Here is a 24997-nt window from a genome sequence, read left to right as displayed (position 1 = left end):
GCTGCTGGTCTGCCCATGCTGTTCTTTGGCCTCTTGCCTGTCAAAGTTCTTTGCTTTACGGCTCCAGTCCCCATACTTGGGTACTGCCTTGATACGCGGTCACTTTGTTCCATGCAACAAAAGCAGTCTTGGAACCATCATAGGAGTAATCATTGCTCTGATCGAAGTTACTCCAGTTATTTTTTGAAAAACGTCCCTGAATCACACCCGTTTCTGCTCCGGCTGCCAAACTTCCCGCTCCAGAGGTAAAACTGATCTCCAGATACGTATCCGCCGTTCCTTTCGCCGGGTTCACGTTCACAAACTTTCCTTGCACATTGGCTGTGCCCACCACGGCGTAATCACACCAGAAGGTCAGATCCTCTGTGCCATCTTTGGTAAAGTAGTACCGGATTTTCACCGTGCTTAGATCGATAGGCTGTGTGCCGGTGTTTTTCACATTAAACTGAGGGGTTACCGCATTGCTCGAATTCCCGGACCCTCCGCTTCGATACTGCACTTCCAGCGCACCTGTGGACACAGGCGGTCCGGATGGTGTCAGTACAACCACGTTAGATAACGATTGCCCACTTGCGTTTACGGCAACAATCCGGTAATTGTACGAAGTTCCATTAAGGGCTGTCGTGTCCGTGTAGGTCAACACCGTTAGCCCGGTCGCTACATCCGCATACGTACCATTGGCAGCAGCACGTTGTACCTTGTAACTGGCAGCTCCAGATGCCGCTGTCCATGACAGCACGTTCTGATTATTGCCTGCTGTTCCACTTAAGGTAAGCGTACCTGGCACAGTTGAAGTTGCCTGCGGTGTCCCGACCACTTGAACGGAAGCTGGTGATTCCCCGGCGGCATTGACGGCGGTCACCACGTAATAATACGTTTGGCCATTCGTCAATCCTGTGTTGGTGTAAGTCAATCCATTTACACCTGTCGCAACGGTTGTGTACGGGCCTCCGCTAACCTCGGCACGCTTTACCGCGTACGATACAGCCCCTGCAGAGGCAACCCAGTTCAGCGTCACCTGATTGTTGCCAGGCGAAGCTTGCACTCCAGAGGGTGCGGCTGGAACAGTCACAGGTGTAACGCCCGGCTCCTGTCCAAACACCTTCACTCCGGCATCATAGACAGGAATATAGTTGCTTTTTACCGGACTGCCTGTCGTCAGGTTTTGGTATGAAGGATCATTTGCTGGATTCCATGCCCCTTGCGGTCCCGTAATCCGGAACTGAACTTCCTTGCGGTAATTCCCCTCTCCTCCCGGATAAATTTTGGTATTACTGAAGTCCGCTGTAATCGCATAAATCCGTTTGGCGGCATCCACGACGACAGGTTGAGAAACGGTTGCACCTTCAGTAGAGGATACCGTGACCTGAACATCGGATACGGTGCGTCCTGCAGCATACACTTCACTCAAATCGAGGAAATATTTGAAGGAAAGCTGATCTCCCATTCGTGCAGGCCAGCCTGAGCGATTGTTAAGCAATGCTCGGATTTCCGTATAATTGGAGCCTGATGACCGAACAGCAGCTTCTACAAAATACTCGTCACCTTTGACTTCAGGAGCAGGGAAATTCGCCAGAGGTTGATGATTCTGTCCATAGAGCAGATTCATCTTGGCAAGTGCACCCGTGAAGCCAGCATTATAATCCGTCGCCACCTCATTGCTCACATAGTCCGAGATATCGTCCGTATATTGATCTGACGCATTGGGTCCTCCCACCATGGCGCCGTATAAAATATGACGGTGATTTGCCGGAATATCTTCATTGTTCATCCATGAACTATGAGCGGTACGATGATGCGGATGCTGTGGCGGATTTTTTCCGTATCCCACAACATAACTGCTCTGACGAGGATTATCTCCTAAAATGTAATTCATCTGTGAAGTCGCAAAATTTTGATATCTGGATTTTTTCACAGGGTCACTAACCCAATCGGAGTACACGAATGCAATGAATGCTGCGTTCGCCGTATATCGGAGTGAACCCCACTGATCCAACCACGCCAATCCGCCCGGGGTGTAGGTCACACGCCCTCCGTTCGTGCCAACCGTCCAGTAATCGAGATTGCGCTCGGTTGATTGGATGAACTTTGTTGCCTCTGGCATGTTCAAACCGGAGGTGATTCGGGCAAGCAGAATCTGGGCACCGTAATGTTTACTGTCCCAGCCCTGTGTCCAGGTATAAGGCCAGTTCGCGGAACCTCCGGTTGTAGACCACCGATCTGCAGCTGCCATCGCCTTGGACAAGTAAGCGTTATCATTAGTGGCTAAATAAAGCCATGCTCCGCCCCATGCAAGCTCATCCTCATATCCCGTCCACGAATTATAAAATGCAGCAGCGTCGGTAATACAATCGGTGTATTTTCCCCGATATGTATCTGCAAAGTTGTACAGTTCTTTCGCATGCTGAAGCATCTTCGCCGAGTAGGTTGGATCATCATCCGCAAATACGATAGACGCCGCAGCAAGTGCAGCAGCCGTTTCTGCCGCCAGATCACTTCCCGGACAGGAAGCATCGATCTTGAACGAAGGCCGGTTCATCTGCATCACCTCTGCAGGTCCCCACCAAGCATGATCCGTGTTGCCACCTCCGACTTGTCCCCACAATTCGTTTGGCTTCGTATGCGCTTTCATAAAATAGTCGGTTGCCCACCGGATATTGTCCTTGATTTCCTCCAGTTGTCCAGCTTGCTCATAGCCATCTGCATACTCGACGACAGACCAGGCCAGCATCGTTGCCGAAGCTGCCATCGGAAAACCGAATTTCACATGATCTCCAGCATCATACCAGCCTCCAGTCAGATCCACACCGACATCGGCTCCGTCCTGCATTCCCGAGTCTCCTCGCCATTCAACCCGGTTGTTGGCAGGCAACGGGCCTGAACGTTGCGCTTCATAGAAATAAATGGCCTTCTGAAGTGCTTCGGCATAGTTATGATCTCCGGCGGCCGCATCCGCCTGACGTAATCCTGTATTCATAGAAAAGCTCCCTGCGAGAAGTCCTGCCGATAACGTTACCATAGCAACGCGTCTCCACCAGCGCCCTTTCATAAATCACGTTCATCTCCTTTTCTCGAAAGTTCCAGATGAATGCTTCCCAATATTCTGAGTGACCGCTCTCCTCTCCATGGTGGTAACTCAATGTAATTTCCACCATTAATTACCATTATAGCCGTTTGTTTGACTTGAAATATCAACATTGGTGACTTCTGGAATAACATTGTTGTGACTTGATCAGCGTGATATGACAAAAAAGCTGTTTCTGCACCGGATATGCCGGGGAGAAACAGCCTTTTTGACGATCTGCTTTTCAATCTATACTTTGAATTTGTTCACTTGTCCCTGCAATTCCTCCGCCATTTTGGATAACAATCCAGCTGAGGAAGCAATCTCTTCCATCGAAGCCAGTTGCTCTTCGGTTGCAGCAGATACGTTGTGTACAGAACCCGCGGCTTCCGAAGCAATATTGGAGATTTGACCCACGTAACTTACAACCTCATTGGTGCTAGCTGACATCTCCTCCGAACCGGCGGATACCTCTTGAATTTCCCCGGCTACCTTGTTGACAGCGTCGGAAATCTGTTCGAATGCCTGTCCAGCTGCAGCAACCAATTCAATGCCCTCTTCTGTTTCATTACTGTTTACCTTCACAGCCTCTACAGCATGATTCGTATCCTGCTGAATCAGCTGAACAATCTCTGAGATCTGTTGGGCAGAAGCGGAGGATTCTTCCGCAAGCTTGCGCACCTCTCCCGCAACGACAGCAAAACCTCTACCGTGCTCCCCTGCTCTTGCGGCTTCAATCGCTGCATTCAGAGCCAGCAAATTCGTTTGCCGGGCGATGTTATTGATCACTTCGGTGATCGTACCAATCTCGGCAGAACGTTCGCCGAGTCCTGTGACCAATTCTCTCAAGGAAGCGATGGAGTTACGAACCGATCCCATCTGTTCAACCGCTTGCTGAATGATTTTGTTCCCTTCCGACGATTGATTCGCCGCGTCCACAGCAGATACGGATACGCTTTGAGCCAGTTCAGCAATCTGTTCTGAACCCAAAGCCATCTCATTCATCGCCTGCGAAGAACGCTTCACGATATCAACCTGATTCGATGTTCCCACAGACAATTCTTCCACCGTTTCGGTAATTTGCTCCGAAGCTTTTGCATTTTGCTCTGCACTTGCGAGAAGCTCTTCGGATGAAGCCGCAACTTGCTCCGATGTTTCCGATACGGATTGAATCATCGAACGCAGATTTTGACTCATGGTATTGAAGGAGGTTGCCAAGACACCCAGCTCATCTCTGTTCTTCAATGTGATTGCCTCACCTGTCAGATCACCGCCAGCAATCGCTGCCGCAGCTTCACTCATCTTTTTAACCGGACGAGAGATCATACTCGCGATAAAGAGGGCTATGAATAAGGATAACAATGTTGCAACGATAGCTACAACTAGAATGATTTTAAAAGCATTGTCAGCCAGCTTAACAGATTCAGCAGAAAGTTCTTTTGCTGCGCTATTGCCAAGATTAATTAATTGAGTAATCAGGTCGTTGGCTGTATACCACATTGGATAAGCTGCTGTATGTAGCATGCTGGATGTAGCATAATCATTTTTCAGACCATATTCGATGAATTCGGGCATTTTTTGCAAATAAGAATCATAATTCGTAGAAAACTGTTCGTATAGTTGCTCTGCTTGAGGATCACCCTTAATTAAGTTAAGTAGTTGCTTACGCTCATCTTCAATTTTAGCGAGCAATACTTTTAAAGCTTCATTCAGTTTCTCCGTTTCACTTGGGTTCTGTTCTACAATGACCGCAAGTCCCAGTCTTTCGACATCCGATATATCACCGTTCATAATCCCAAGCAAGGTTACACTTGGCATCGCACTCTGGTCGATCTGCCTGGATTTGTCAGCCATTGTAAACACTTGTGTTAGTGTATACACGCTAACAAAGATAAGCAAAGCCAGAACAATCGAAAAGCCTGTTAATAATTTGCCACGAATCGAAAATTTCACTTTCCCCGAAGCGTTACCTCGCATTTTTCCCATGTTTCCACTCCTCCAACTTCCCCCAATAAACTAGTACATCTAAATAATATATCGACATAGATATTCTTTGAGTGAATATGTGAAATCTTAATCTCAAGAAAATTTCTCTTAACAATGAAATAAGTATATTCAACAGACGGTAATTTCAATTGGCTAACAGAAGTAGAAATGCACAGCCTGCGGAAGGTCGGACATTTTTCAAAAAAGTTATAAAACTCCTTAGTGAGTGTTTCAACCACAATTAACAGACCATTTGTAAAACAATATTGATTTCAAACGTATTTTCGGAATCAAAGAGGACATTTTACTTTCTTTTTGTTAAACTAGTTTGGGGTGTCTATCAGTTCTACATAAGAAAGGTGAGATTATGATTAAAAAATGGTTATGGGGTACAGCCCTGACCTTGGCACTTGTTGTAACAGGTGTCATTGTCTACTACGGATATTCAATCGTTCATTTTGCCAATAGCATTTCGACCGCCGCATCTAGCGATTCGCCTAATTCTAGTAATGCCTCGAACAGTACGGAAAGCTCCGATACACCCAAAGTGGTCATTCCAAAATGGGACGGCAAAGAGAGAGTAAATATCTTATTGATTGGTGGTGACTCGAGAGGGGATGACGCAGGGCGTTCAGACTCGGTGATGGTCGCTTCAATTGATCCAGTTTCCAAAAAGGCCCACCTGTTCTCCGTACTTCGCGACACCTACGTTGACATCCCGGGCCATGGCAAAAGCCGCCTTAACGCTGCCTTCTCCTACGGCGGAGCAGAATTAACCAAACAGACGGTCAGCAACCTGCTCGGTATACCGATTCAACATTATGTCTACACGGACTTTACAGGCTTCATGGCTCTCGTTGATGCGCTGGATGGTATTGATATTGATGTGGAAAAAGATATGTACTACACGAGCAAAGCGGATAAACACATGTATGATATTGATTTGAAAAAAGGGCTGCAACATATGGACGGCAAGACCGCCCTCCAGTATGTTCGTTTCCGGCATGATGCAACCTCCGATTTCACACGCACGCAGCGGCAGCGCATCTTCATGACCGAACTTGCCAAGAAGATGCAGAGCACCACTTCGCTCTTTAAAATCCCTGAGATGCTGGAAGCCATTGCTCCTTATATCAAAACCGATCTAAGCCCAACCCAAATGTTGAAGCTCGCTTCACTTGGCTTTGATATTCGTGTGAACGAGATCGACCAGCAACAGATTCCACCGAACAAGTTACTTACCAATGAGCGGGCTGGATCTGCTCAGGTATTAGGTGTGAATGTGCTCAAGCTTCAAGCTTATATTCAAAAGTTATTTGAAGAAGATAACCATTCTCCTTCCGATGGCTCAGCAACTGGAGAATCACAGGAGGGAGTCTCACATCATAATTAGTAAAAGGACGGCTTAGGCCGTCCTTTTTTAGTTCCTTTTTTCGGCATTTAATGCAGCCTTAATGTTTGGAGGGTAGTCTTATATGATGACCCTGGCTACATAAGGGAGGAATGTAAATGAAAAAGCCGAAAATAGCCGAATGGACCGAACTTCGCGGATTAGCTTTTCTGGCTATCGTCATGCAACATAACATTGCTGAATACATCTATCGACCAGACATTGAGCAACCTGATTCCGTGATGCTGACCATGATTTATCATCTGACAAGGTTTGGCACACCTACTTTTGTATTTCTGTCTGGTGTGTTGCTGTTCTATCACCACCGCCATACGAAGCCGGATTATCCCCGCTTCATCCGGAAGCGATTTGGTGATATATATATGCCTTTCTTCATATGGACGCTCATCTACTGGTTAGCTGTACGTGTGTTTACTCCTACGTTCTGGACTTCCGGTATGCCGGATCTGGGAAGCTTTGTACATGAGTTATTTATACCTCAGACGGGATATCACCTGTGGTTTGTGCTGATGGTGTTCCAGTTTTATATCCTGTTTCCTTTATTTCTCGCGGGGGCTCATGCTGTTCGTAAAAGGCTCGATAAGCTCAAACGTTTGACGCCTAAACAGGTAACGTTAACCATCATACTCGTGGCAGCCCTATTTTATCTCTGGCTTATGAAATGGTCTTATTATGATATGGCTGACTGGACACAATGGTGGCCAGAGCCCTGGTCTAGCATGCTGGAATATCGTTCATATTCATGGCTCATGTATTGGTTCTACTTTTTCCTTGGCGCGGTATGTGCCTGGACGGTGGAAAGCTGGAGGAATTGGACGATAAGGGCGCTCCCTTGCATGATTGCAGTCTTTGTCGCGATGTATATCTGGATGGGGTACGCTGTACTGCGCGGGTCGGAAGATACGATGAACCTCAATATCTCTACGTATCTAAAACCCAGTACATTCATCAGTATTATGGCTCAGATGCTTATGCTCTACGGTTTTCTTGTTCTGCTACATGGTAAAAACCTATGGTTTCAGCGTCTGCTCACCTGGATTGGGCGCTATTCCTTCGGCGGTTATTTAGTCCATGCATTAGTGATTTATGCCATCGCATATGTAACCAGACCCTTACATCTTAGCGGTTGGCATCTGCCTGTAACAATAATCTCATTCATAGTCACCGTTGTGACCGCTCTTGGCATTAGCTACACATTATCCAAATTGCCAGGCTCTCGTTTCATGGTTGGCTTGACACGTAGCAAGGCTAGGCAAGCTTCTTCTTTTAGTGATCCATTAGCGGGTACTGGAAGACGCCCGAATCAAAATCCGCCCCTTGGATCGGTTTCCAAAAATTAAAACGAAAAGACAAACGGATAGACCTAACACCATAGGGTGGTTTTTACAAAGCAAACAAAGAGCGTTCTCCCCTGCGGAGGACGCTCTTGCATTTCTTTCTCATCTTGCTCAGTAGGTCAGTCATCTTCTTCTATGAAGTCGATCATTTCACTCCGGTTGAGGTGGATCGACCAGGCACGTGTCCCGGATGAACTGGCATGGAATGACCGTGCCGTTTTTGATGAACAAACCTTTGCAGATCACCTGTTAATTGTTCTTTTAACTGATTCACGAGCTGTGTTTCACTGATGCCCTTCGCTTGCGCAATTTCAACCAAAGACTTGCCCGCATGCAGTTGTTCTTGCAATTGTTCAGGTGTAATCCCGATGTATTTCGCTATTGCCCCTTTATCTACCATGGAATGATTCCCATGGTGCGTAAATTCACGTCGTAATTCGGCAAGCGGGGTATTCACTACCTTTTTTAGCTTCACATCCATATTGGCTTTCGCTGCTGCAGCTTGTTCCTTGGTGAGACAGCCTTCTTTCACGGCCAGATCCAAGCGCTCTGACAGCGTGGGCTTTAGTTTTTGCAGTAACTGTTCCTCACTGAAACCTTTGCGTTCCTTCGCGATCTGGGTTAAGGTCTTCCCAAGTTGCATCTGCTGCTTCAAATCACGGAGTCCAATTCCCAGCAAATCGGCTGTTTCTCCGATCATAAACAAACCATGGCCCGCCTGCATACAAGGCTTATGGTTTCCACCGGCAGATTCAGCCAGGTTTTCATCTTGCTGCTCCGCAGGAGAAGCGGGATCAGCTAAAGCTATCTGGCCCGAAGCAACAGTGAAAATGATAACAGCAGCGCTGGCGGCCAGCCATGATTTCCAATTTATCTTCATTCTTTATCCACCTTTCTTGTCTCGATATCCTCTGCCCTCTTAGTCTGAACCCAAATTACAACTTTTTATGCTATAAAATCCAAAATGTCATCAAATTTTTCACAAATGATCACAAAAAATCCTATTTTTTTCAACTGACTTAAGCTATACTGTATTTAACTTCTTGATCTTACTGCATATTCCAACATTTAATGCAGGAGGGACGTTTTCATATCATGCATCGAGAATGGCTAGATCCGTATATGCTTGACGTGAAGGCCGTGTTTGATTCCGTTGAAGAGCGTCTTCGGCAATACCCTGATTCACTGGCAGGGCATGCGCTTGAACAACTCCGTTTGCTCAACCCCTTCAGGGGAGATCCGGGACACAGTTGCATCGGTTACATCACTCCACTATGGATGCAATACACAGAGGGACTCCCGTCCGATCAAGCTCATCAGCTTAGCACAGCTTGCCTGTTACACATGATGTATTTTCTTAATCTGGATGATGTCATGGATGAGCCAACTGAGGATGCCGTGCTGAAGTTATCTTTGGGGAACCTTTGCTATGTGGATGCTCTTCAAGTCTATAATGCATTATTTGAACCCTCTTCTGTCTTCTGGAACCATTTCAGACAGGTTCTTCAGGACTGGGCAGTAAGCGTTAACGGTGAATTACACGTGGATTATTTTCAGCATAACCCGCTTCTCATCGCCCAGAAGGCTTCACCAACACAATTAGGAGTCATCGGTTCCCTGATTTTACTAGAGCAACCAGAACGAATCTCTTCGGTCTGCGGTGCACTGAATATCGTTCTCATGACCCTGCAGATGACAGATGACTTTACAGACACGAAAATGGATGCTGTACACGGCAACTACAATAGCTACCTCTCTCACTTATCCACAGCTCTCCGACAGGAATATCCGACGAGTCATGTACTTCACGAATCTATACACAACAATGTATCTAACTCACAGCTGATGAACAGTTATGCAGACTTAGCTCGACAATTCAATGACATCATAGCATCCTCTAACTTAGCGTTGTCACAACTAATTGCCCTGAATTCTTATCTGTGCAACTCATTGGTACAAGCTATTCAGGAAATAGAACAACGTAAAAAAAGACTTTACCGAGGTGGGTTTCACTACTGGATCAGCGAACCACAATCCGGACCTTCTAATACGGAACAAGCCGATTCAGTTTAATTTAAATACGAAGGGAATGTTGACGATGATGGTGTCAGAAAAAACGTTGCATGAGGATATTATTGAGAAAGCTTGGACAGATGAGCACTTCAGACAACAACTCCATTCTAATCCTAAGCAGGCACTTCGCGAGGCGTTTGGTATTACGATTCCTGATCATATCAAGATTCGCACAGTTGAGGAGCAACAAAATGATTATGTTCTGGTCATTCCACCTAACCCTTCCAAAGTCAATTATGACGTCAATTGTGGACCGTGGAGATCATTTTAATCTTGGCTAAATAAAAAAATCAGGGGTAGAACATTAAACTGGGTATCTTCTCCAAGTCCGTCATTTAACGAACTCGGGAAAAGATACAACAGCTTCTGTTCCTACCCCTTTTGTGCTTGTAAAACTAATCTGTCCATTCATCGCTTCCACGATGCGGAAGGTAACCATCATACCTAGCCCAGTGCCTTTGATTTTATTGGAGAAGTACGGTTCTCCCAGTCGCGACAACGCTTCCTCACTCATCCCTTCACCATTATCTCTTACATGCACTTTAACTTTGCCATCCTGTGAGTATGCCCAGATATCAATCTGACCTTGTCCTCCCTGAAACGCTTCAATACTATTTTTAATAATGTTGATAAAGGCCTGCTTGAACTTCGAAGAATTGCCACGAATATAAATATTAGGCGGGATATCCGTTGTAATTTTTCCACCTTCCAGATTGGCCATCGGTACCAGTATACCTTCAATATGATCAAATTCATCCGAAATATTCAATGAAATAATGTGGTCAAATTCCGGTTTTGCAAAAGTCAGAAAATCCGTAATAATGCCGGAAGCCCGGTCGAGTTCTTCCAATGCAATACGTACATACCCCTTATTCTTGTTATCCTCCTGCTCTGTCATAAGCTGAAGAAATCCTCTCGTCACCTGAAGCGGGTTACGTACCTCATGAGCAACCGAAGCAGCAAGCTCGCTAATGATCTCCATCTTTTCGGATCGCTGTAACTCGTTGTTGAATAGTTCCAGTTCCTTGGAGTACTCTAGCACTTTGTTATGTTTTTCCGCAAACCGGCTACCAAGAATAGCAATCAATGAGATGACAAATGCAACCATCGACCACTTCCACCAGAGGAGGTGATATGCCCCGCTTCGCTGATAGTACCAAAGAAGTTCCATGACACTAATCAACGAAAAGGTGCCGAAACCAACTGCTAACAGGATCGCTTCACGGTTACGTTGTAGCGCCCGGGCTATCGTACCAACCAACAGGATGGTCAGCACAATAACCAGTATAATGCCCACCACATGCTGTACAAGAAGACTGTACAATAGATCCCATTGCCCGCCCGATGTCACGTATACAAACAATGAAAACACAGAAACGATGGAATAGGCCCACTGAGCCTTCCTTAATTTGGTGAATATCCCGTGTACACCGGGGCCAATAACTTGTTCAAAGAAATAACAAAGTGCAGGCATGCCGAGTAACATGGCCAAATCAAACAGAATAGAATACAGGTCACCATACACTTGATAGAAGGTGTACAGGAATTGAGAATAAGTGATCACCATTGTCCCGATGGAACCCATCACGACACACAGTGATATCCATAGTCCTTTATGAAACTGACCCAGAAAAAATGTGCAACTCAGCATAATAAGCGAGGTAAATACAAAAGTTGAACCCAAAATGATATCCATTAACCCATTATGGAGATACTTCTCCTGCAGCATGGCATATGGTCCGACCTGGACATCGCCTTGAATGCCCAACCACCCTCTCTCATTTTGCGCCCAAACATAGAGTGTTTTTCCCGAATTTTCTGCAGATAGCGGTAAAAAAACGGCATTATTGTCGTAATTATAATGGTAATTCTCATATACTTTCCGATCTTCAAGATAGATCACAATATGAGTACCTTTAATATTTTCGAAGCGAATCGCTGAACTTCCGTCATGTAAACGGGGAATTGTCAAACGTGTCCACAAAGAACTTGATGATTCTTTAGTACTGTCTACAATTCGCTCAGTACTCCGTTTCTCCCATATTTCATCCTGGCCCATAACCTCACTAATGAAGCCCTGATCTCCAGCGTTCCCCCATTTCACTTCCCATCCTGTAATGGCTACAGGCTGCTGAATCTCTTCTGGTGCGGCAAGCACAAGTCCATGCGGCATACACAGAATCGTGCATATCGTCATCCACAAGATGATAATAGCTTTGGGCACATTTCTCATTCACAGCACCTCAAAGTTTTTATTTTCGCTTCTTCATTTCTCCCTCACCATATCAATTCGCCACCGTTTATGATGTCACCTTCTTACACAAATTTAAAATTCACATATAAGTAGATTTATAGTCCTTTTTCCATTTTATTGTTATAAAAACCGTTAACTTCGCAGGTCCTCAAACTGATTTTCGATCATTTCACGTTCCTTCTGTTCCACTTTTGTACGAAACTCCAACCACTGCTCCGTTTCTTCATCATCGTAAATGGTCCATATATCAGAAAACAAAAAATCGCGTAACTGAACGACTTGTCCAGACCATATACCGCCAACCCAGAACAATCCATCCGGACGACGGATGACTGTACGAGAAAACCCGGGTGTGGACGCTTTCTGTCCAATCCGAATACGTGTAATCATATTGCCTAATGTGTACCAGTCCACGCTACACCCCTCCTTGAGTAGTCATGCTTCATCATAACATAGGCAAAACAAGAAATGCTGTAAAAACAGCTGACACGATTCAATCCTGTGGATCATGTGTAATGGTTTTTCAAAGCAAACTCACTAAACAAGGAGATGATTATCATGAATGAGCCTCATCGCACGGTAGAAGTTGAACATAAGGATGTACAGCACAAATCGGATTCAAGTATGGTCGCCTCTACATTTATTAAATATGCCGCATATATCATTATCTTTTTTGGATTTCTCTACTTCCTTGTGAAATATGTATTTCCGAAATTTTAACGAAATCCTGACATAACCTAGTCTGTTTAGGGGGACAATATCATGCTTGGAATGACGATAAAATGCTGAAATGATGGCATTACAATGTTTGTATTCGTTGTACTTAAACAAGTTATGAAAGGAAGTGCTGATGATGTCTGATAAACCTATTAGCAACGCGGAAAGCGATCGCTATTATGACCGTTACCAGAGGTCACGTGATATCCCACCTGAAACCGAAGTGCCCGAAGGAGACATGGATACCTTTGATGAAGTTTCTGGGCGTCGCATTGAAATTGAAATGGAAGAATCGGAGCTTCCACCCGTTGCTGCATCGGCTGTAGACGAAGAAGGTTTGGAATCCCGCTTGGCGGAAACTCCACTGGAATCTGTACCTGATGCAGATCTGGTGCAACCGGGTAGCCCGGTTGATCCTGCCGCACCCGACCCCGATGCCCTGCATGGTACAGATCTGCTAAACGGGGCTGGAGCTGACGCCAAACCCCAGCAGAATATCCTGCCACCGCGTTAGTAGACGCCTTGTTTTGCGTATTTTGATACGAGGAGGTGCTGACATGACCAAAAACAATGAGGAAGAACAGGTTAAAGAACACAAGAACCTTGTTACCGAGCGGGATATCGATCCTGATTTTGGCCTCTTTACAGAAGATTCTTTCCCCGATGCACTGGAAGATGAAGATCAGCGCGATGCGATCAAACATGCCATTCCCGATGAACAGACCTCCGAGTAAATCTCATGAACTGATTTCCAAAAGATATGTATGCGTAAACGTTACGTTGCATGTGATAAAGTGATGCTGGAGGCCCCCTTAAGAAGGGGGTTCTTTTATTTTCACTTCAAAGCTATATAAAAAAGAAGATGACAATTGCATTTCCAGCGTCATCTTCTTCCCATAATTATAACGATTACTTCACAAAATCTGATTTCAAAATCTATAGCTAAACCAAGTGCTCTCCGGTTCACCATTGCCATTGCAACGGTCACTTCTCCACTGGTTTAGCCACTCCCGGGAGCTTGTGCTCCAGTCTGGACCACTTGACCACTATAGCAGTAGCCAGAAGTGCAAGACCGTTAATGATAAATATCCAGCGGATCGGTAGCCAGCCGCCAAGGACACCGCCGATAATCGGTCCTGCCATCGTTCCGATCTGGGCCGCGGACTGGTTCAGACTAAATGCACGTCCCCGAAATGCCGGTTCAGTCACCTGTACAATCATCGCATTGATTGCAGGAAACACAGCCGCAAAAAAGAGTCCGTAGACAAATCTCAAGATGCCAAATGCAACGTAACCTGTAGTGAAAAACTGCAACAAATTGCCTACTGCGCCGCCAATGAGTCCGATCACTAACACTTTTCCAAAACCGATCCTTGACCCAAGCTTGCCCCAGCGGGGAGCCATGATAACCGTCGCCACCCCTACCGCCGAGAAAATAATCCCCGAGCTTAAGGAAGCCCGATCTGTCTGAACGCCCATCTCCATGACATATACCGTCAATAACGGCTCCAGAATCATAACGGAGAAGGTACATATGCCCATCATACCCAGTACAGTCACAAACACACGATTTGCTCTCGCTTCACGGATATCATCCATGACATACGAACGAGCCTTATTCCGATTAAAATTCTCTTCCTTGACCCAGAAGGTTGCAATGATCGCAGACACCAGTACGACGATCGCAGAAAATAGAAACGCACTCCGGTTGCCATAATAGTGGCTGACAAGACCGCCAATCAGTGGACCGATAATCCCCCCTGTTGCTCCAGCAGTGGACATGATGCCCAAAGCATATCCAGTCTTCTCCTCGGGTGTGTTCGTGCCCACAAGAGCAATCGCTGCAGGAACAAATCCGGCAAGTAACCCCTGGAACAGTCGGACAACAATAAGTGAATACGGATCTTGTACAAAAAAATTAATCAGATACAGGACAGCCAAGCTGTACCCTGAACGAATTAACATCGGCTTGCGCCCATATTTATCTGCCAATGATCCCCAGAAGGGCGATACAAGTGCACTTGCAAGAAACGTAATACCAAACGAAAGTCCGGCCCAGAACTCCAAATGATTGCGAACGCCCAGATCACTGCTTAGAAATAAGGGCAAAAACGGAATAGAAATCGAATACGCCGTACTGCAAAAAAAGACACCGACCCATAAAATGATCAGATTACGCTTCCACGAGAAGTTCATATACCCGCCCGTCCTTTCCGTAACTGACGCCGGGACTGCCGTATTTGGAGCGGACGGAACAGACCCGTACGTCCCCCTGATGCGGAAGCATTTTCCTTATTTTACACCCATGCTCTTATGATGACCATCCCCAGTTCACCGAATTAACACGGCTTGCATTGCCATTCTAAGCCTGGAAACGGTATGATAGTTGAAGAATTAACCAAACTATATTGGATGAAATTCGTTATAACAACGAACCAAGGAGGAACCTATTCATGTCTTTACGGTGGAAAAAAACAACCGCAGTCTCGCTTGTCTTTGCGATGCTGTTGATCGTTATGAGCGGATGCGTCCGCCCGGCAAGCAATGCTGCGCAAACCCCGGTTCCAGCTCCGCCAGAGGGTCCTAACCCTGTGGCAACGATTGAAATGCAGGACGGACAGAAGATCGTCATTGAACTGTATCCAGAAATCGCGCCAAATACGGTGTACAATTTCATCTCCCTGGCGAACAAAGGCTTTTATGATGGTCTGATCTTCCATCGAGTTATTCCGGGCTTCATGATTCAAGGCGGTGATCCTGATGGCAGAGGTACAGGTGGACCAGGCTATGCGATCAAAGGTGAATTCACTTCTAACGGTCACAAAAATCATCTGAAGCATACGCGCGGAGTGATCTCGATGGCTCGAGGAGACAATCTGGATTCAGCCGGTTCCCAATTCTTTATTATGCTGGCTGATGCAGACCATCTGGATAACGCCTATGCTTCTTTTGGTAAAGTGACCGAAGGAATGGACGTAGTTGATGGTATAGCGGCGCAACAAATCGGCGAAGGAGACAAGCCGGTTACGGACCAAGTCATGAAAAAAGTAACCGTTGATACCCACGGACTCGAATATCCAGAACCTGTGAAGATTACAGAGGAGACGAAATAACCTCTCTTCTAGGAACAAACATAAGCTCTGTTCTGTGCATGTGGCGCAGAGCAGAGCTTATTTAATGATAACGTTTACATAAATCACTGGATCAAACCTCTTTTTCGGCCGCGGGAACACCTCAATGAATCCATCCCAATAAATTCAGCCACCCGATAACCGCAATCCACAGTGGGAAACTAAATGCCATTCCCCATGCAAGCCCTTTCAACAAACTACGGTTTGCTTCCACGAACAACGACTCCTTTCTTCAGGGAATAGTCGTAGTATCGGTACCATTATATGGTTTTATACCTGTCTTCATTCGCCGTGACATGCCCTTTTTCCTGCATCTTCTCAGCAACTTCATGGAATGCACAATACGAACCTGATATACTATGACTACCATAACGATATGGATGATGATTCATGTTTCGAAAGGAGATTTTCCAAGTGGCAAAATCCAAAAGACATACTCCAGCACCCAAGGCTCGGGCTCAGAATCAAGACCAACCGACCACGCTGAAAGATTTGCTGAGCAGTGATGTGCTCGAAAAGCTAAAAGCTCAGGCTGACGAAGCCAAAGCTGTCGAAGCACAGCGCAAAGAGCAGGAGCGTTTACAGGCAGAGGAAGCTCGCAAGGCGGAGCAGAAGCGCCGGGACAATGACTTTGAATATCTGCTGAACAACAGCTCCATGGACTGGAAGAAGCATAAGTAATCAGGGGAGCAATGAGAGAGCCCCAATGCTACCTCTGGAACAGGGTCCGAACAGGGCTCTGTTTTTTTATATGTATACATATGATTCACCCCCCTCATGTCGGGTATTTAGAAATAGAGTGTTCAAGGACAATTCATACATGGAGGGATCAATGAATGGCTGAACAACGTTTGGAAGGCAAAGTAGCAATTGTTACTGGAGGCGGTTCAGGTATTGGTCAAGCTTCTGCAATTCGATTCGCCGAGCACGGAGCCAAAGTATATATGCTGGATCGCACACCCGAGAACGCAGAGGAAACAAAACAGATTATTGAAAAAGCTGGTGGCGAAGCTTATGTGATTGAATGTGATATCTCCAAGCCAGAACATGTAGAGAAAGCGATAAACCAGGCGGCAACCGAAGCAGGCAAGCTGGATATCGTTTTTGCTAATGCAGGAATTAATGGCGCCATGGCTCCAATTGAAACGATGAACATCGAAGATTGGGATCAGACGATGGAGATTAACATGCGTGGCACGTTTGCAACCGTGAAATATGCCATCCCTCATCTGAAAGAGCGCGGCGGCAGTATTATCATTACGAGTTCCATTAATGGCAACCGGGTATTCTCCGGCATCGGATTTTCTGCATACGCTTCCAGCAAAGCAGGTCAAACGGCTTTCACCAAAATGGCGGCACTGGAGCTGGCTCGTTACAAGATTCGTGTCAACGCCGTTTGTCCAGGCGCGATTGATACCAATATTGATGACAATACGTATCCATCGGATGATCTGAAAGATGTTCAGATTCCAGTGGAGTTTCCCGAAGGGCATGAGCACCCACTCAAGGGTGAACCAGGAACATCGGAGCAAGTCGCCAATCTGGTACTGTTCCTCGCTTCAGATGAAGCCTCTCATGTAACAGGCACACGAATCTATGTGGATGGTGCCGAATCCCTTCTGCGTGGATGAGCTATTTATTTACACGCCCACTCCGGGTGACAGAAATCTAACAAACCCGCAAATTTTCTGGATGATCAGAATGTTTGCGGGTTATCTTAATTAAAACTCAGATTCAGGAAACTTAGTTTTTGGAATACGTCTGCGGCTGCTTTTCCTTTTTGCCAATAGCACGCTTCAGCCACTCGGGAATGGCAAAGAGCATAAGGTACAACAAGGAGAATAACACCAGAGCCAGAATCTCTTCTCCAAGAATGTAGACCGGATAAGGCCCAAGCATATCTAACACAGACGGTGTGCCCGGTTTATGTCTCAGGAACATATAATTCGCATCGAGTAACACATCCAAACCGTATACCATGAGCGCAGCAATGTTTACAAATATCATGGAGCCTGCAACAGATCGCCATCCAGGACGAAGTTGTTCCACCCAAGTCATATAGAGAAGAGCAAGAATGATCATCGCATGTGCAACAAAGAATTGAATGAAGCGGAAATGAGCAAAAGCATAACCGAGATTCGGCGTAACTATAGCCATCAAAGCACCTGCAATACCTGAAAAAAGCAAGGCAGAAAATAACCATTTTTGGCGTGTCAGTAATAACAACGCTGATAATAATAACGACAGACTGCACAGCTCCAGCGGTAGCGATGTCTGCAGACTCCAAATTCCTCCATACACATACCAGATTTGCAGAACAATCTCACAACCGATCATAAACCCTGCCAGACCGATGCGCATGAGCCTGCTTGAGCGTTCAGACATGAAACGAAGACGATGCCTAAAAAGAAATAACAGGATAACAAGTGCAAAAATAATGATCATCGCTACAATATGTGAAGTCGAGAATGCTGCAAAAGGCTCTGCGTCATACGGGTCAAGCCAAGGTGGATAGGCCATGCCTTTCTTCTCTCCTTTTATTCTGGTTAATAGAGGTGACTTCTTCTATTGTGATTGGTAACTTTTTCATTTTGCCACTGATCTTTACACCTGTCCAGCTTCATTCAAATAAGTATTGTATTTTAAATATCTTTATGTTAAGATAAAACCAAGAACAAAACATACAAAAAGTTAGTAACTTTAAATAACGCATCAATTTTAGCCGAAATTAAATCCTTATCTCTAACTAGGAGGAATATATTATGTTAATCAAAGGACTTCACCACGTATCCGCGCTTACCGCACATGCCGATCAAAACTACCGTTTCTATACGGACATCATGGGCCTTCGTCTGATCAAAAAAACGGTCAATCAGGATGACGTTTCGGTCTATCACCTTTTCTATGGAGACGAAAAAGGAAATCCCGGCACAGAGCTCACCTTCTTCGAAATTCCGATGGCTGGACGCACACGCGAAGGCGTAAACAGCATCTCTGCCACCTCACTTCGTGTGCCAAGTGATGCAGCCCTTGCGTATTGGGCACAGCGCTTCGATGAATATGAAGTACCTCACGGCGAGATTGTACAACGCGGAGGTCGTGCGACGCTGGCATTCACAGACTTTGAAGGTATGCGGCTGATTCTCGTATCCGATGAACATAACTCGGGTGTCGCCGGGGGCAAACCTTGGGATCGAAGCCCTGTGCCGGCGGAGTATGGCATCATTGGACTGGGCCCAATTCATCTGACTGTGCGGGATGCTTCACTCACTACACCTGTGCTCACCGAACTGCTTGGATTTAGAGCGAAAGGTAGCTATCCTGCATTTACTCCAGGTCAGCCTGATGTGCTTATTTTCGAATCTGGCGAAGGCGGTAGCGGTTCAGAAGTTCATTTGGAGGAACGCAATGATTTGGAGCAAGAACGGCCAGGACGCGGAAGTGTGCACCATGTCGCTTTCCGTGTAGACAATGAGGAAGAATTAAGACAATGGGTTGACCGAGTTCATCAGTTCCAATTCCCAAGCTCCGGTTTTGTAGACCGCTTCTACTTCCGCTCCCTGTACTTCCGTGAAGCTAACGGTATTCTGTTTGAGCTTGCGACAGATGGACCCGGATTCGATACGGACGAGGACTTCGCCACACTTGGAGAATCACTCGCGTTACCTCCGTTCCTGGAAGGACGCCGCGCTGAGATCGAAGCAAACCTGAAACCGCTGGATACCATGATCCGCTAATATTCATGGTTGTGGGGTAAGTCCACAAATACTCAATTCAAAACGAAAAACGATGCTAACCAGGCAGCTCTGAAAACCGGATTCGCTTCAGGGCTTGCCTAGCGGAGCATCGTTTTTTTATGCTTATGCTTGCCTTCCCCTTATGATGCAAGGTGGCAAACTTATTCATTCTGTTTTACTTGGTCAGATATGACGTTGTAAGCGGTACAAATAGGGCTGAACCCGGATCTTCAGATACGATCTCGACATAGACAGCGTCTGTACCTTTCACATCTACATCTAAGCTCATCATACCGTTTTCCGGAGTGATATTGAACTTTTTAAGTGTCGCGAGATCCTGATCGTAGATATGAATCTCCTGATTTCCCGTCAGCGCGGCAAGTTCCAAGTGAAGAGAAGAATACTTTTTCCCCGTATTAATCTGGATATCATCGCCCTGTTTTGTAGGGTCATTATGCAGATATACATCTTTGTAATCTTTGCCTTTGTATGTGGTATCCTTAGGATCTTTGGTGTGCCAAGCGGTAGATCCCAGTACGGAAGTTCCAAGTGCACTCAGCGTTACTTTTGTGTTTGTTACTGGCGCAGACCCATTCGTTCCACCGATGAGGACGGATGAAGTTGCACCGTCATAATTGATCTCTGTTCCGAGCAACGTACCTACTGCCCGAACCGGCAGATATGTGGTTCCGTTATATGTGATTGGCAGTACCGTCTTACCATTCGCATCCTTGGCTGTCACTGTCTCGCCATTTAGTTTCAACGTAATTTTGCTGTTTAGATATGCCTTAATTTGTTCCAAGCCTGTAGCTGCCAGTGCACCTGTTCCAATACCGAGTGTCAATGTTCCCACCATTAAACCAAGTACGACTTTTTTCTTCATCAAATTCCCTCCCAGACGTTTAAAATGAGTTGTCCTTTATACATTTAAACGACTAAAGCATGAATGTCAATTGTTTTCAGCATTTTTTCGCAACTTTTTTTGTTTCAAGACAGCACAAAATGAGGCTGTAGTCACTCCTTTTTTTTCAGCCCCATTCAATGGTCACGCTTGCCATGGCATGTCCTATATTTTATTAGGTATTTACATCTAAGACCTCTTGCTACAACACCATTCCAGCCTTTACTCAATCAAATGATTCGTAGTATTCCTCTTCATATACTTCCATACTATATTTCAAGTCGTTCGCCTTCCATTCCCCATTTCGAAACACATAGCCAAACGTTAAATCGCCAGCATACAACCCTTCGCCATATGCACCCGATGAAGAAACAACAAGCTTGCCATTCTCGACACTATAATAAGTCACACGACCAAATTGCAGCTCATCATTGTAGAGGCCACCACCTGCCCCCTTCTCCACATTGGAGGACTCGGCCGGAACCCCATCCACGGTAATATCGATCTTAATCTGATCAGAGGTTTCAGTCACTTTGGATTGTACATGTTCTTTCACAATGTCATCCAGAGACTGCATCTTCATTACTTCCAGTGAAGCCGGATCAAGAATGTATGCCTGACCTAGATAAATTCCGGTGCCGTGTCCCTCTGAATACAACACCACAATCTCTTTTTTACCGTCATCGTTCAAATCCAGTTCATGTACTTCAGGTTTGTACGATCCCCCCTCTGCTCTCCAATCACTAAATTCACGTTTTTTGCCGTTTGCCTCAACCACAAGGCCATTATATATATATCCCGAGCCCCCAATACTCATTGGGTACACTCGAACATCGTTATTTTCCGGTGCCACCGAAACATCATCTGCTTTAACTGGCATCATTTCTTTGTTGCTGTTCACTGCATCATTCATTCGATCTATATGGGAAGCCTCGACCGTTGCGGCCTGGCTGGATGATTCATCTATATTAAGCTGTTGTTGCGACTCATTTGTCGTTTTGGCAGTTGAAGTTACCGAAAGTGTAGCCACCGCCAAAATAATCATCAGCAGGATACCTGTCCAAGTTTTCAATATACTGGGCTCCTTCTTCTGTTGTGATAATCCTATTATATCTTCATTTATCGCCCGCGCGTTGCAATTTTGTTAATCTTTCTTAAAAAATCTTTACAAACCTTCAATCACACGAAAAAACGTTCGTCTTTATCCATAATAAACTAGGGCGTGACTGCAATCGCTGAAGAAAGCGGATTTTGCCGAATTTTCGTTCCAAGCAAGAAAGTTTCCCGCAGGCATGCCCTGATTTCCCGGAAAATAAAAAACACTCCGGAAGCAGCTCAAGGCTGCATCCGGAATGCTTTAGTTTTATCGAGTAATCGATCTGTTAACTGTCTCAACTCTTCTGCAGAAGAGGATATCTCCTCCATGATTGCGGTCTCCTCATGCGCGGCATCCATGATGCGCTTCGCTTCATCAGAGAAAGACCCGGCTTTCCCCTGGATCTTCTTCACATGACCATGCGTTTGCTCCACACGCCCTGTCTGCTCAGCGATTTTGGAACCAATATCATGGGCGCCTTGCATAAACACTTCCACCGTGCCTGTCAATTCAAGCAACGTCTGATCAACGGAAACCGTTCGTTCTGATTCGTTCACAACCAGTCCATGCTGTTCATGGCTCAGCTCCACGGTTTCCCGAATTCGTTGTTGAACGCGACTGATCAGTTCATTAATACGATGCACGGAATCTTTACTCTCATCAGCAAGTTTGCGAATCTGCTGCGCTACAACGGCAAATCCTGCGCCCTCTTCTCCTGCACGCGCCGCTTCAATTGAGGCATTCAATGCGAGTAACCCTGTTTCTTCAGCAATATTTTTGACCGATTGCGTGATCACTTCAATATCGGAAGCTTCCTTCTCCAAGAGTAGCATAATATCACGGGAACGATTGTGAGACTCGGCCAGTTCATCCATGCCCTTCATCAATGATGAGAAGGTTTCTTTTGTATGACCCACCGAACGTTCCATCTTACCAGACAGTTCCGTCATACCTATAGACTGATGTTGCATTTTTTGAAAATCATTCAACATCTCATCCGCAGTAATCAGGGAATGCTGGGAAGTCACTTTCTGATCCTCTACGCCAACCGCAATATGATCCACAGCCTCAGACATCATCTCGATCTGTTCTGCTGCCTGCGTAATGGCTTCACTCAATGACTGTGCGTTCTGAGAGGTCGTTCGTGTACTTTCCGCAATATCGTTCACGATACTTCTCAGATTAGAAACCATTACGTTGAACGCATCATATAATACGGTAAGCTCATCTTGTGTACGGCGCTGCGGAATCTCCGTCGTAAGATCACCGGAAGATACCTGCTGCGCTGCACGAGACAGCTGAACAATCGGACGAGTCAGATAGCGGGAAGCAATCCAGCCGAGAATCCCGTTCCAACATACTCCCATAAGCAAAATGATAGATATGTACAGCCAGTTTGGCATATCAAGCAAAATCCAATCTTTTACAAAGAAAATAAAAAAGCCGCTAGTTCCGTACGTAATAATTGAAATTAGTACCAAACCTGCGACAGTCTTTGCCCCTAAAGTCCATTTCATGTTCGCACCCCGTAGTCCTTTTTTCCTATTTTACCAATCTTGTACCAAATTTCATGTGACAAACATCACTGAAAACGCTCTATTTACCTTTCACAAGCCGTTCATGCATGACTTTCATACCATAAAGCTCATAATGAATAAGACAAGCTTAGGTATCCCTCCCCTGTTACTGTAATTCATGATATGAAATTTAAAATTCCCCAATTTAAATTATTATCGGTTTCAACGAAAGAATCATTTAGCTTGGCATCTATTTTGCTTAAATGATATACTGAGTGCGCTTCAGCAACGCTGGAGCCGAACTATTTTTATGATGCCACTGGAGGCGAACGAGATGTCTACTATGTCCACACGGACGGAGAAAGATTTTATCGGCGAAAAAGAAATTCCAGCTTATGCGTATTATGGAATTCAGACGGTGCGGGCTGTAGAGAACTTCCCGATTACCGGTGTTCCGGTTCACCGCGAACTGATCACGGCACTGGCTGCTGTTAAAAAAGCGGCGGCGATGGCGAACATGGAACTGAAAATGCTCCCAAACAAGATTGGGGAAGTCATCATCATGGCAGCGGATGAAATGATGAAAGGCCATCATCTCGATCATTTTATTGTAGACTCCATTCAGGGCGGTGCAGGCACCTCCATGAATATGAATATCAACGAAATTTTGGCCAATCGCGGACTTGAACTGTTAACCAAAAACAAGGGAGACTACTTCCACTGTAATCCGAACAATCATGTAAACATGTCTCAGTCTACCAATGACGTTGTGCCAACGGCGCTGCGCATTGCGGCTTATCAGCTCTCGGAGACCCTGCTGGGTACGATGAAAAAACTGCAGGAAGCCTTCCACAAAAAAGAGATTGAGTTCAACGATGTTGTCAAAGTAGGACGTACCCACCTTCAGGATGCCGTGCCTATCCGACTTGGACAAGAGTTCGGCGCATATGCGCGCGTGATTGGACGGGATATTGAACGTCTTCAATATGCCAATAAACGTATGCTTATGATTAATATGGGTGCAACAGCTGTAGGTACAGGACTCAATGCCAAACCGGAATATATCGTCAAAGTTACCGAGTATTTGTCGGAGGTGACCGGCCTGCCGCTACAGACCGCAGATGATTTGGTTGACGCGACACAGAATACAGACGCGTACCTGGAACTCTCAGCCGCACTGAAAGTATGTGCCGTCAGCCTGTCCAAAATCTGTAATGACATCCGTATGATGGCTTCAGGCCCGCGTGCCGGATTTAACGAATTGTTGTTGCCGCCTCGTCAACCGGGATCTTCCATTATGCCTGGTAAAGTCAATCCGGTCATGGCAGAGGTGATCAATCAAGTCTCCTTCCAGGTCATGGGAAATGATCACACGATTTGCATGGCTTGTGAAGCCGGACAATTCGAGCTGAATGTAATGGGACCGGTTATTGCATTTAACCTGCTGCAATCGCTGAAGATTATGAATAACGGAATTGATGTGTTTACACGTTACGCCGTGGAAGAGATGGAAGCCAATCGGGAGCGTTGCGAGCTAATCATGAAACAAAGTTTTAGTGTCGTGACTGCTTTGAACCCGCATCTTGGTTATAACGTAGCTGCTTCCATTGTAAAAGAAGCATTGAAAACCGGCATGACCCTGCAAGAAATTATTCTGGAGCGAGGTTTGCTGACTCCTGAAGAATTGGAAGAGATTTTACATCCAGAACAGATGACCACGCCGGGGATTGCCGGAGAACATTTCCTGCGTAACATGGAGCGCATGTAAACACA

Annotated in this window: 22 protein-coding genes; 12 read left to right on the top strand and 10 right to left on the bottom strand. The window is 45.7% G+C overall.

Annotated features, from left to right (window positions below; all coding sequences use genetic code 11):
* Window positions 1-55: 55 nt before the first annotated feature.
* Both Q9R46_RS01310 and Q9R46_RS01305 read right to left on the bottom strand, forming a co-directional pair.
* Window positions 56-2977 carry a glycoside hydrolase family 9 protein gene (locus tag Q9R46_RS01310; RefSeq protein ID WP_311278669.1) on the bottom strand — a complete coding sequence of 974 codons (2922 nt, stop codon included), beginning with the start codon at window positions 2975-2977 and terminating at the stop codon, window positions 56-58.
* A 336-nt stretch (window positions 2978-3313) separates the two neighbouring features.
* Window positions 3314-5050: a methyl-accepting chemotaxis protein gene (locus Q9R46_RS01305; RefSeq protein ID WP_311278668.1), complete on the bottom strand. Its 1737-nt coding sequence runs from the start codon at window positions 5048-5050 to the stop codon at window positions 3314-3316.
* Between the two features lie 367 nt (window positions 5051-5417).
* On the opposite strand from Q9R46_RS01305, the gene Q9R46_RS01300 reads away from it, so the two are divergent.
* Both Q9R46_RS01300 and Q9R46_RS01295 read left to right on the top strand, forming a co-directional pair.
* Complete coding sequence (locus Q9R46_RS01300) at window positions 5418-6443, top strand: LCP family protein (RefSeq protein WP_311278667.1); 1026 nt, start codon at window positions 5418-5420, stop codon at window positions 6441-6443.
* Between the two features lie 116 nt (window positions 6444-6559).
* Window positions 6560-7801 (top strand): acyltransferase, encoded by a 1242-nt coding sequence (locus tag Q9R46_RS01295; protein WP_311278666.1) that lies wholly within the window; start codon window positions 6560-6562, stop codon window positions 7799-7801.
* Between the two features lie 142 nt (window positions 7802-7943).
* Here the strand turns inward: Q9R46_RS01295 and Q9R46_RS01290 are convergent, their stop codons facing one another.
* Window positions 7944-8678 (bottom strand): hypothetical protein, encoded by a 735-nt coding sequence (locus tag Q9R46_RS01290; protein WP_311278665.1) that lies wholly within the window; start codon window positions 8676-8678, stop codon window positions 7944-7946.
* A 215-nt stretch (window positions 8679-8893) separates the two neighbouring features.
* Between Q9R46_RS01290 and Q9R46_RS01285 the strand changes: the two genes are divergently transcribed.
* Both Q9R46_RS01285 and Q9R46_RS01280 read left to right on the top strand, forming a co-directional pair.
* Entirely contained in the window at window positions 8894-9871 is a 978-nt protein-coding gene (locus tag Q9R46_RS01285) for a hypothetical protein (RefSeq protein WP_311278664.1), read from the top strand.
* Between the two features lie 25 nt (window positions 9872-9896).
* The gene (locus tag Q9R46_RS01280; RefSeq protein WP_123063138.1) at window positions 9897-10142 is read left to right on the top strand and encodes an NHLP leader peptide family RiPP precursor; all 246 of its coding nucleotides are present in this window, start codon (window positions 9897-9899) and stop codon (window positions 10140-10142) included.
* A gap of 60 nt (window positions 10143-10202) precedes the next feature.
* Here Q9R46_RS01280 and Q9R46_RS01275 read toward each other — a convergent pair whose 3' ends face one another.
* Complete coding sequence (locus tag Q9R46_RS01275; protein ID WP_311278663.1) at window positions 10203-12104, bottom strand: ATP-binding protein; 1902 nt, start codon at window positions 12102-12104, stop codon at window positions 10203-10205.
* Between the two features lie 153 nt (window positions 12105-12257).
* The gene (locus Q9R46_RS01270) at window positions 12258-12539 is read right to left on the bottom strand and encodes a hypothetical protein (RefSeq protein WP_311278662.1); all 282 of its coding nucleotides are present in this window, start codon (window positions 12537-12539) and stop codon (window positions 12258-12260) included.
* A gap of 144 nt (window positions 12540-12683) precedes the next feature.
* Here Q9R46_RS01270 and Q9R46_RS01265 point away from each other — a divergent pair, with 144 nt between their 5' ends.
* The 3 genes from Q9R46_RS01265 to Q9R46_RS01255 all read left to right on the top strand — a co-directional run bounded on the left by Q9R46_RS01265 (window position 12684) and on the right by Q9R46_RS01255 (window position 13576).
* A complete protein-coding gene (locus Q9R46_RS01265; RefSeq protein WP_017690239.1) occupies window positions 12684-12845 on the top strand; it encodes a hypothetical protein in 162 nt (53 codons plus the stop codon).
* A 133-nt stretch (window positions 12846-12978) separates the two neighbouring features.
* Window positions 12979-13356, top strand: coding sequence for a hypothetical protein (locus Q9R46_RS01260; RefSeq protein WP_311278661.1), 378 nt, complete (start codon window positions 12979-12981; stop codon window positions 13354-13356).
* A gap of 43 nt (window positions 13357-13399) precedes the next feature.
* The gene (locus tag Q9R46_RS01255; protein ID WP_311278660.1) at window positions 13400-13576 is read left to right on the top strand and encodes a hypothetical protein; all 177 of its coding nucleotides are present in this window, start codon (window positions 13400-13402) and stop codon (window positions 13574-13576) included.
* A gap of 250 nt (window positions 13577-13826) precedes the next feature.
* Here the strand turns inward: Q9R46_RS01255 and Q9R46_RS01250 are convergent, their stop codons facing one another.
* Window positions 13827-15038 (bottom strand): MFS transporter, encoded by a 1212-nt coding sequence (locus tag Q9R46_RS01250; protein WP_311278659.1) that lies wholly within the window; start codon window positions 15036-15038, stop codon window positions 13827-13829.
* Between the two features lie 257 nt (window positions 15039-15295).
* On the opposite strand from Q9R46_RS01250, the gene Q9R46_RS01245 reads away from it, so the two are divergent.
* The 3 genes from Q9R46_RS01245 (at window position 15296) to Q9R46_RS01235 (ending at window position 17604) form a co-directional block, all read left to right on the top strand.
* Window positions 15296-15955, top strand: a complete 660-nt coding sequence (locus Q9R46_RS01245) for a peptidylprolyl isomerase (RefSeq protein WP_311278658.1) — start codon at window positions 15296-15298, stop codon at window positions 15953-15955.
* Between the two features lie 432 nt (window positions 15956-16387).
* Window positions 16388-16654 carry a YqkE family protein gene (locus Q9R46_RS01240; RefSeq protein ID WP_311278657.1) on the top strand — a complete coding sequence of 89 codons (267 nt, stop codon included), beginning with the start codon at window positions 16388-16390 and terminating at the stop codon, window positions 16652-16654.
* 155 nt (window positions 16655-16809) lie between these two features.
* Window positions 16810-17604 carry an SDR family oxidoreductase gene (locus Q9R46_RS01235; RefSeq protein WP_311278656.1) on the top strand — a complete coding sequence of 265 codons (795 nt, stop codon included), beginning with the start codon at window positions 16810-16812 and terminating at the stop codon, window positions 17602-17604.
* A gap of 112 nt (window positions 17605-17716) precedes the next feature.
* Here Q9R46_RS01235 and Q9R46_RS01230 read toward each other — a convergent pair whose 3' ends face one another.
* Window positions 17717-18493, bottom strand: a complete 777-nt coding sequence (locus Q9R46_RS01230; RefSeq protein WP_311278655.1) for a YwaF family protein — start codon at window positions 18491-18493, stop codon at window positions 17717-17719.
* A gap of 242 nt (window positions 18494-18735) precedes the next feature.
* Between Q9R46_RS01230 and Q9R46_RS01225 the strand changes: the two genes are divergently transcribed.
* The gene (locus tag Q9R46_RS01225) at window positions 18736-19710 is read left to right on the top strand and encodes a ring-cleaving dioxygenase (RefSeq protein WP_311278654.1); all 975 of its coding nucleotides are present in this window, start codon (window positions 18736-18738) and stop codon (window positions 19708-19710) included.
* A gap of 175 nt (window positions 19711-19885) precedes the next feature.
* On the opposite strand, the gene Q9R46_RS01220 is transcribed toward Q9R46_RS01225, so the two are convergent.
* The 3 genes from Q9R46_RS01220 to Q9R46_RS01210 all read right to left on the bottom strand — a co-directional run bounded on the left by Q9R46_RS01220 (window position 19886) and on the right by Q9R46_RS01210 (window position 23224).
* The gene (locus Q9R46_RS01220; protein ID WP_145333167.1) at window positions 19886-20593 is read right to left on the bottom strand and encodes a stalk domain-containing protein; all 708 of its coding nucleotides are present in this window, start codon (window positions 20591-20593) and stop codon (window positions 19886-19888) included.
* A gap of 244 nt (window positions 20594-20837) precedes the next feature.
* Window positions 20838-21683 carry a hypothetical protein gene (locus Q9R46_RS01215; protein WP_311278653.1) on the bottom strand — a complete coding sequence of 282 codons (846 nt, stop codon included), beginning with the start codon at window positions 21681-21683 and terminating at the stop codon, window positions 20838-20840.
* Between the two features lie 263 nt (window positions 21684-21946).
* On the bottom strand, window positions 21947-23224 hold the full coding sequence (locus Q9R46_RS01210) for a methyl-accepting chemotaxis protein (protein WP_311278652.1): 1278 nt from the start codon (window positions 23222-23224) through the stop codon (window positions 21947-21949).
* Between the two features lie 334 nt (window positions 23225-23558).
* Between Q9R46_RS01210 and Q9R46_RS01205 the strand changes: the two genes are divergently transcribed.
* Window positions 23559-24992: an aspartate ammonia-lyase gene (locus tag Q9R46_RS01205; RefSeq protein WP_145333164.1), complete on the top strand. Its 1434-nt coding sequence runs from the start codon at window positions 23559-23561 to the stop codon at window positions 24990-24992.
* The last annotated feature ends 5 nt before the right edge of the window (window positions 24993-24997 follow it).

Source organism: Paenibacillus sp. RRE4 (genome assembly GCF_031844205.1).
In the GTDB taxonomy this organism is placed as follows: Bacteria; Bacillota; Bacilli; order Paenibacillales; family Paenibacillaceae; genus Paenibacillus; species Paenibacillus xylanexedens_B.
Note: the sequence above shows the minus strand (reverse complement) of the source record. Positions and strands in the feature narration are given on the sequence as shown.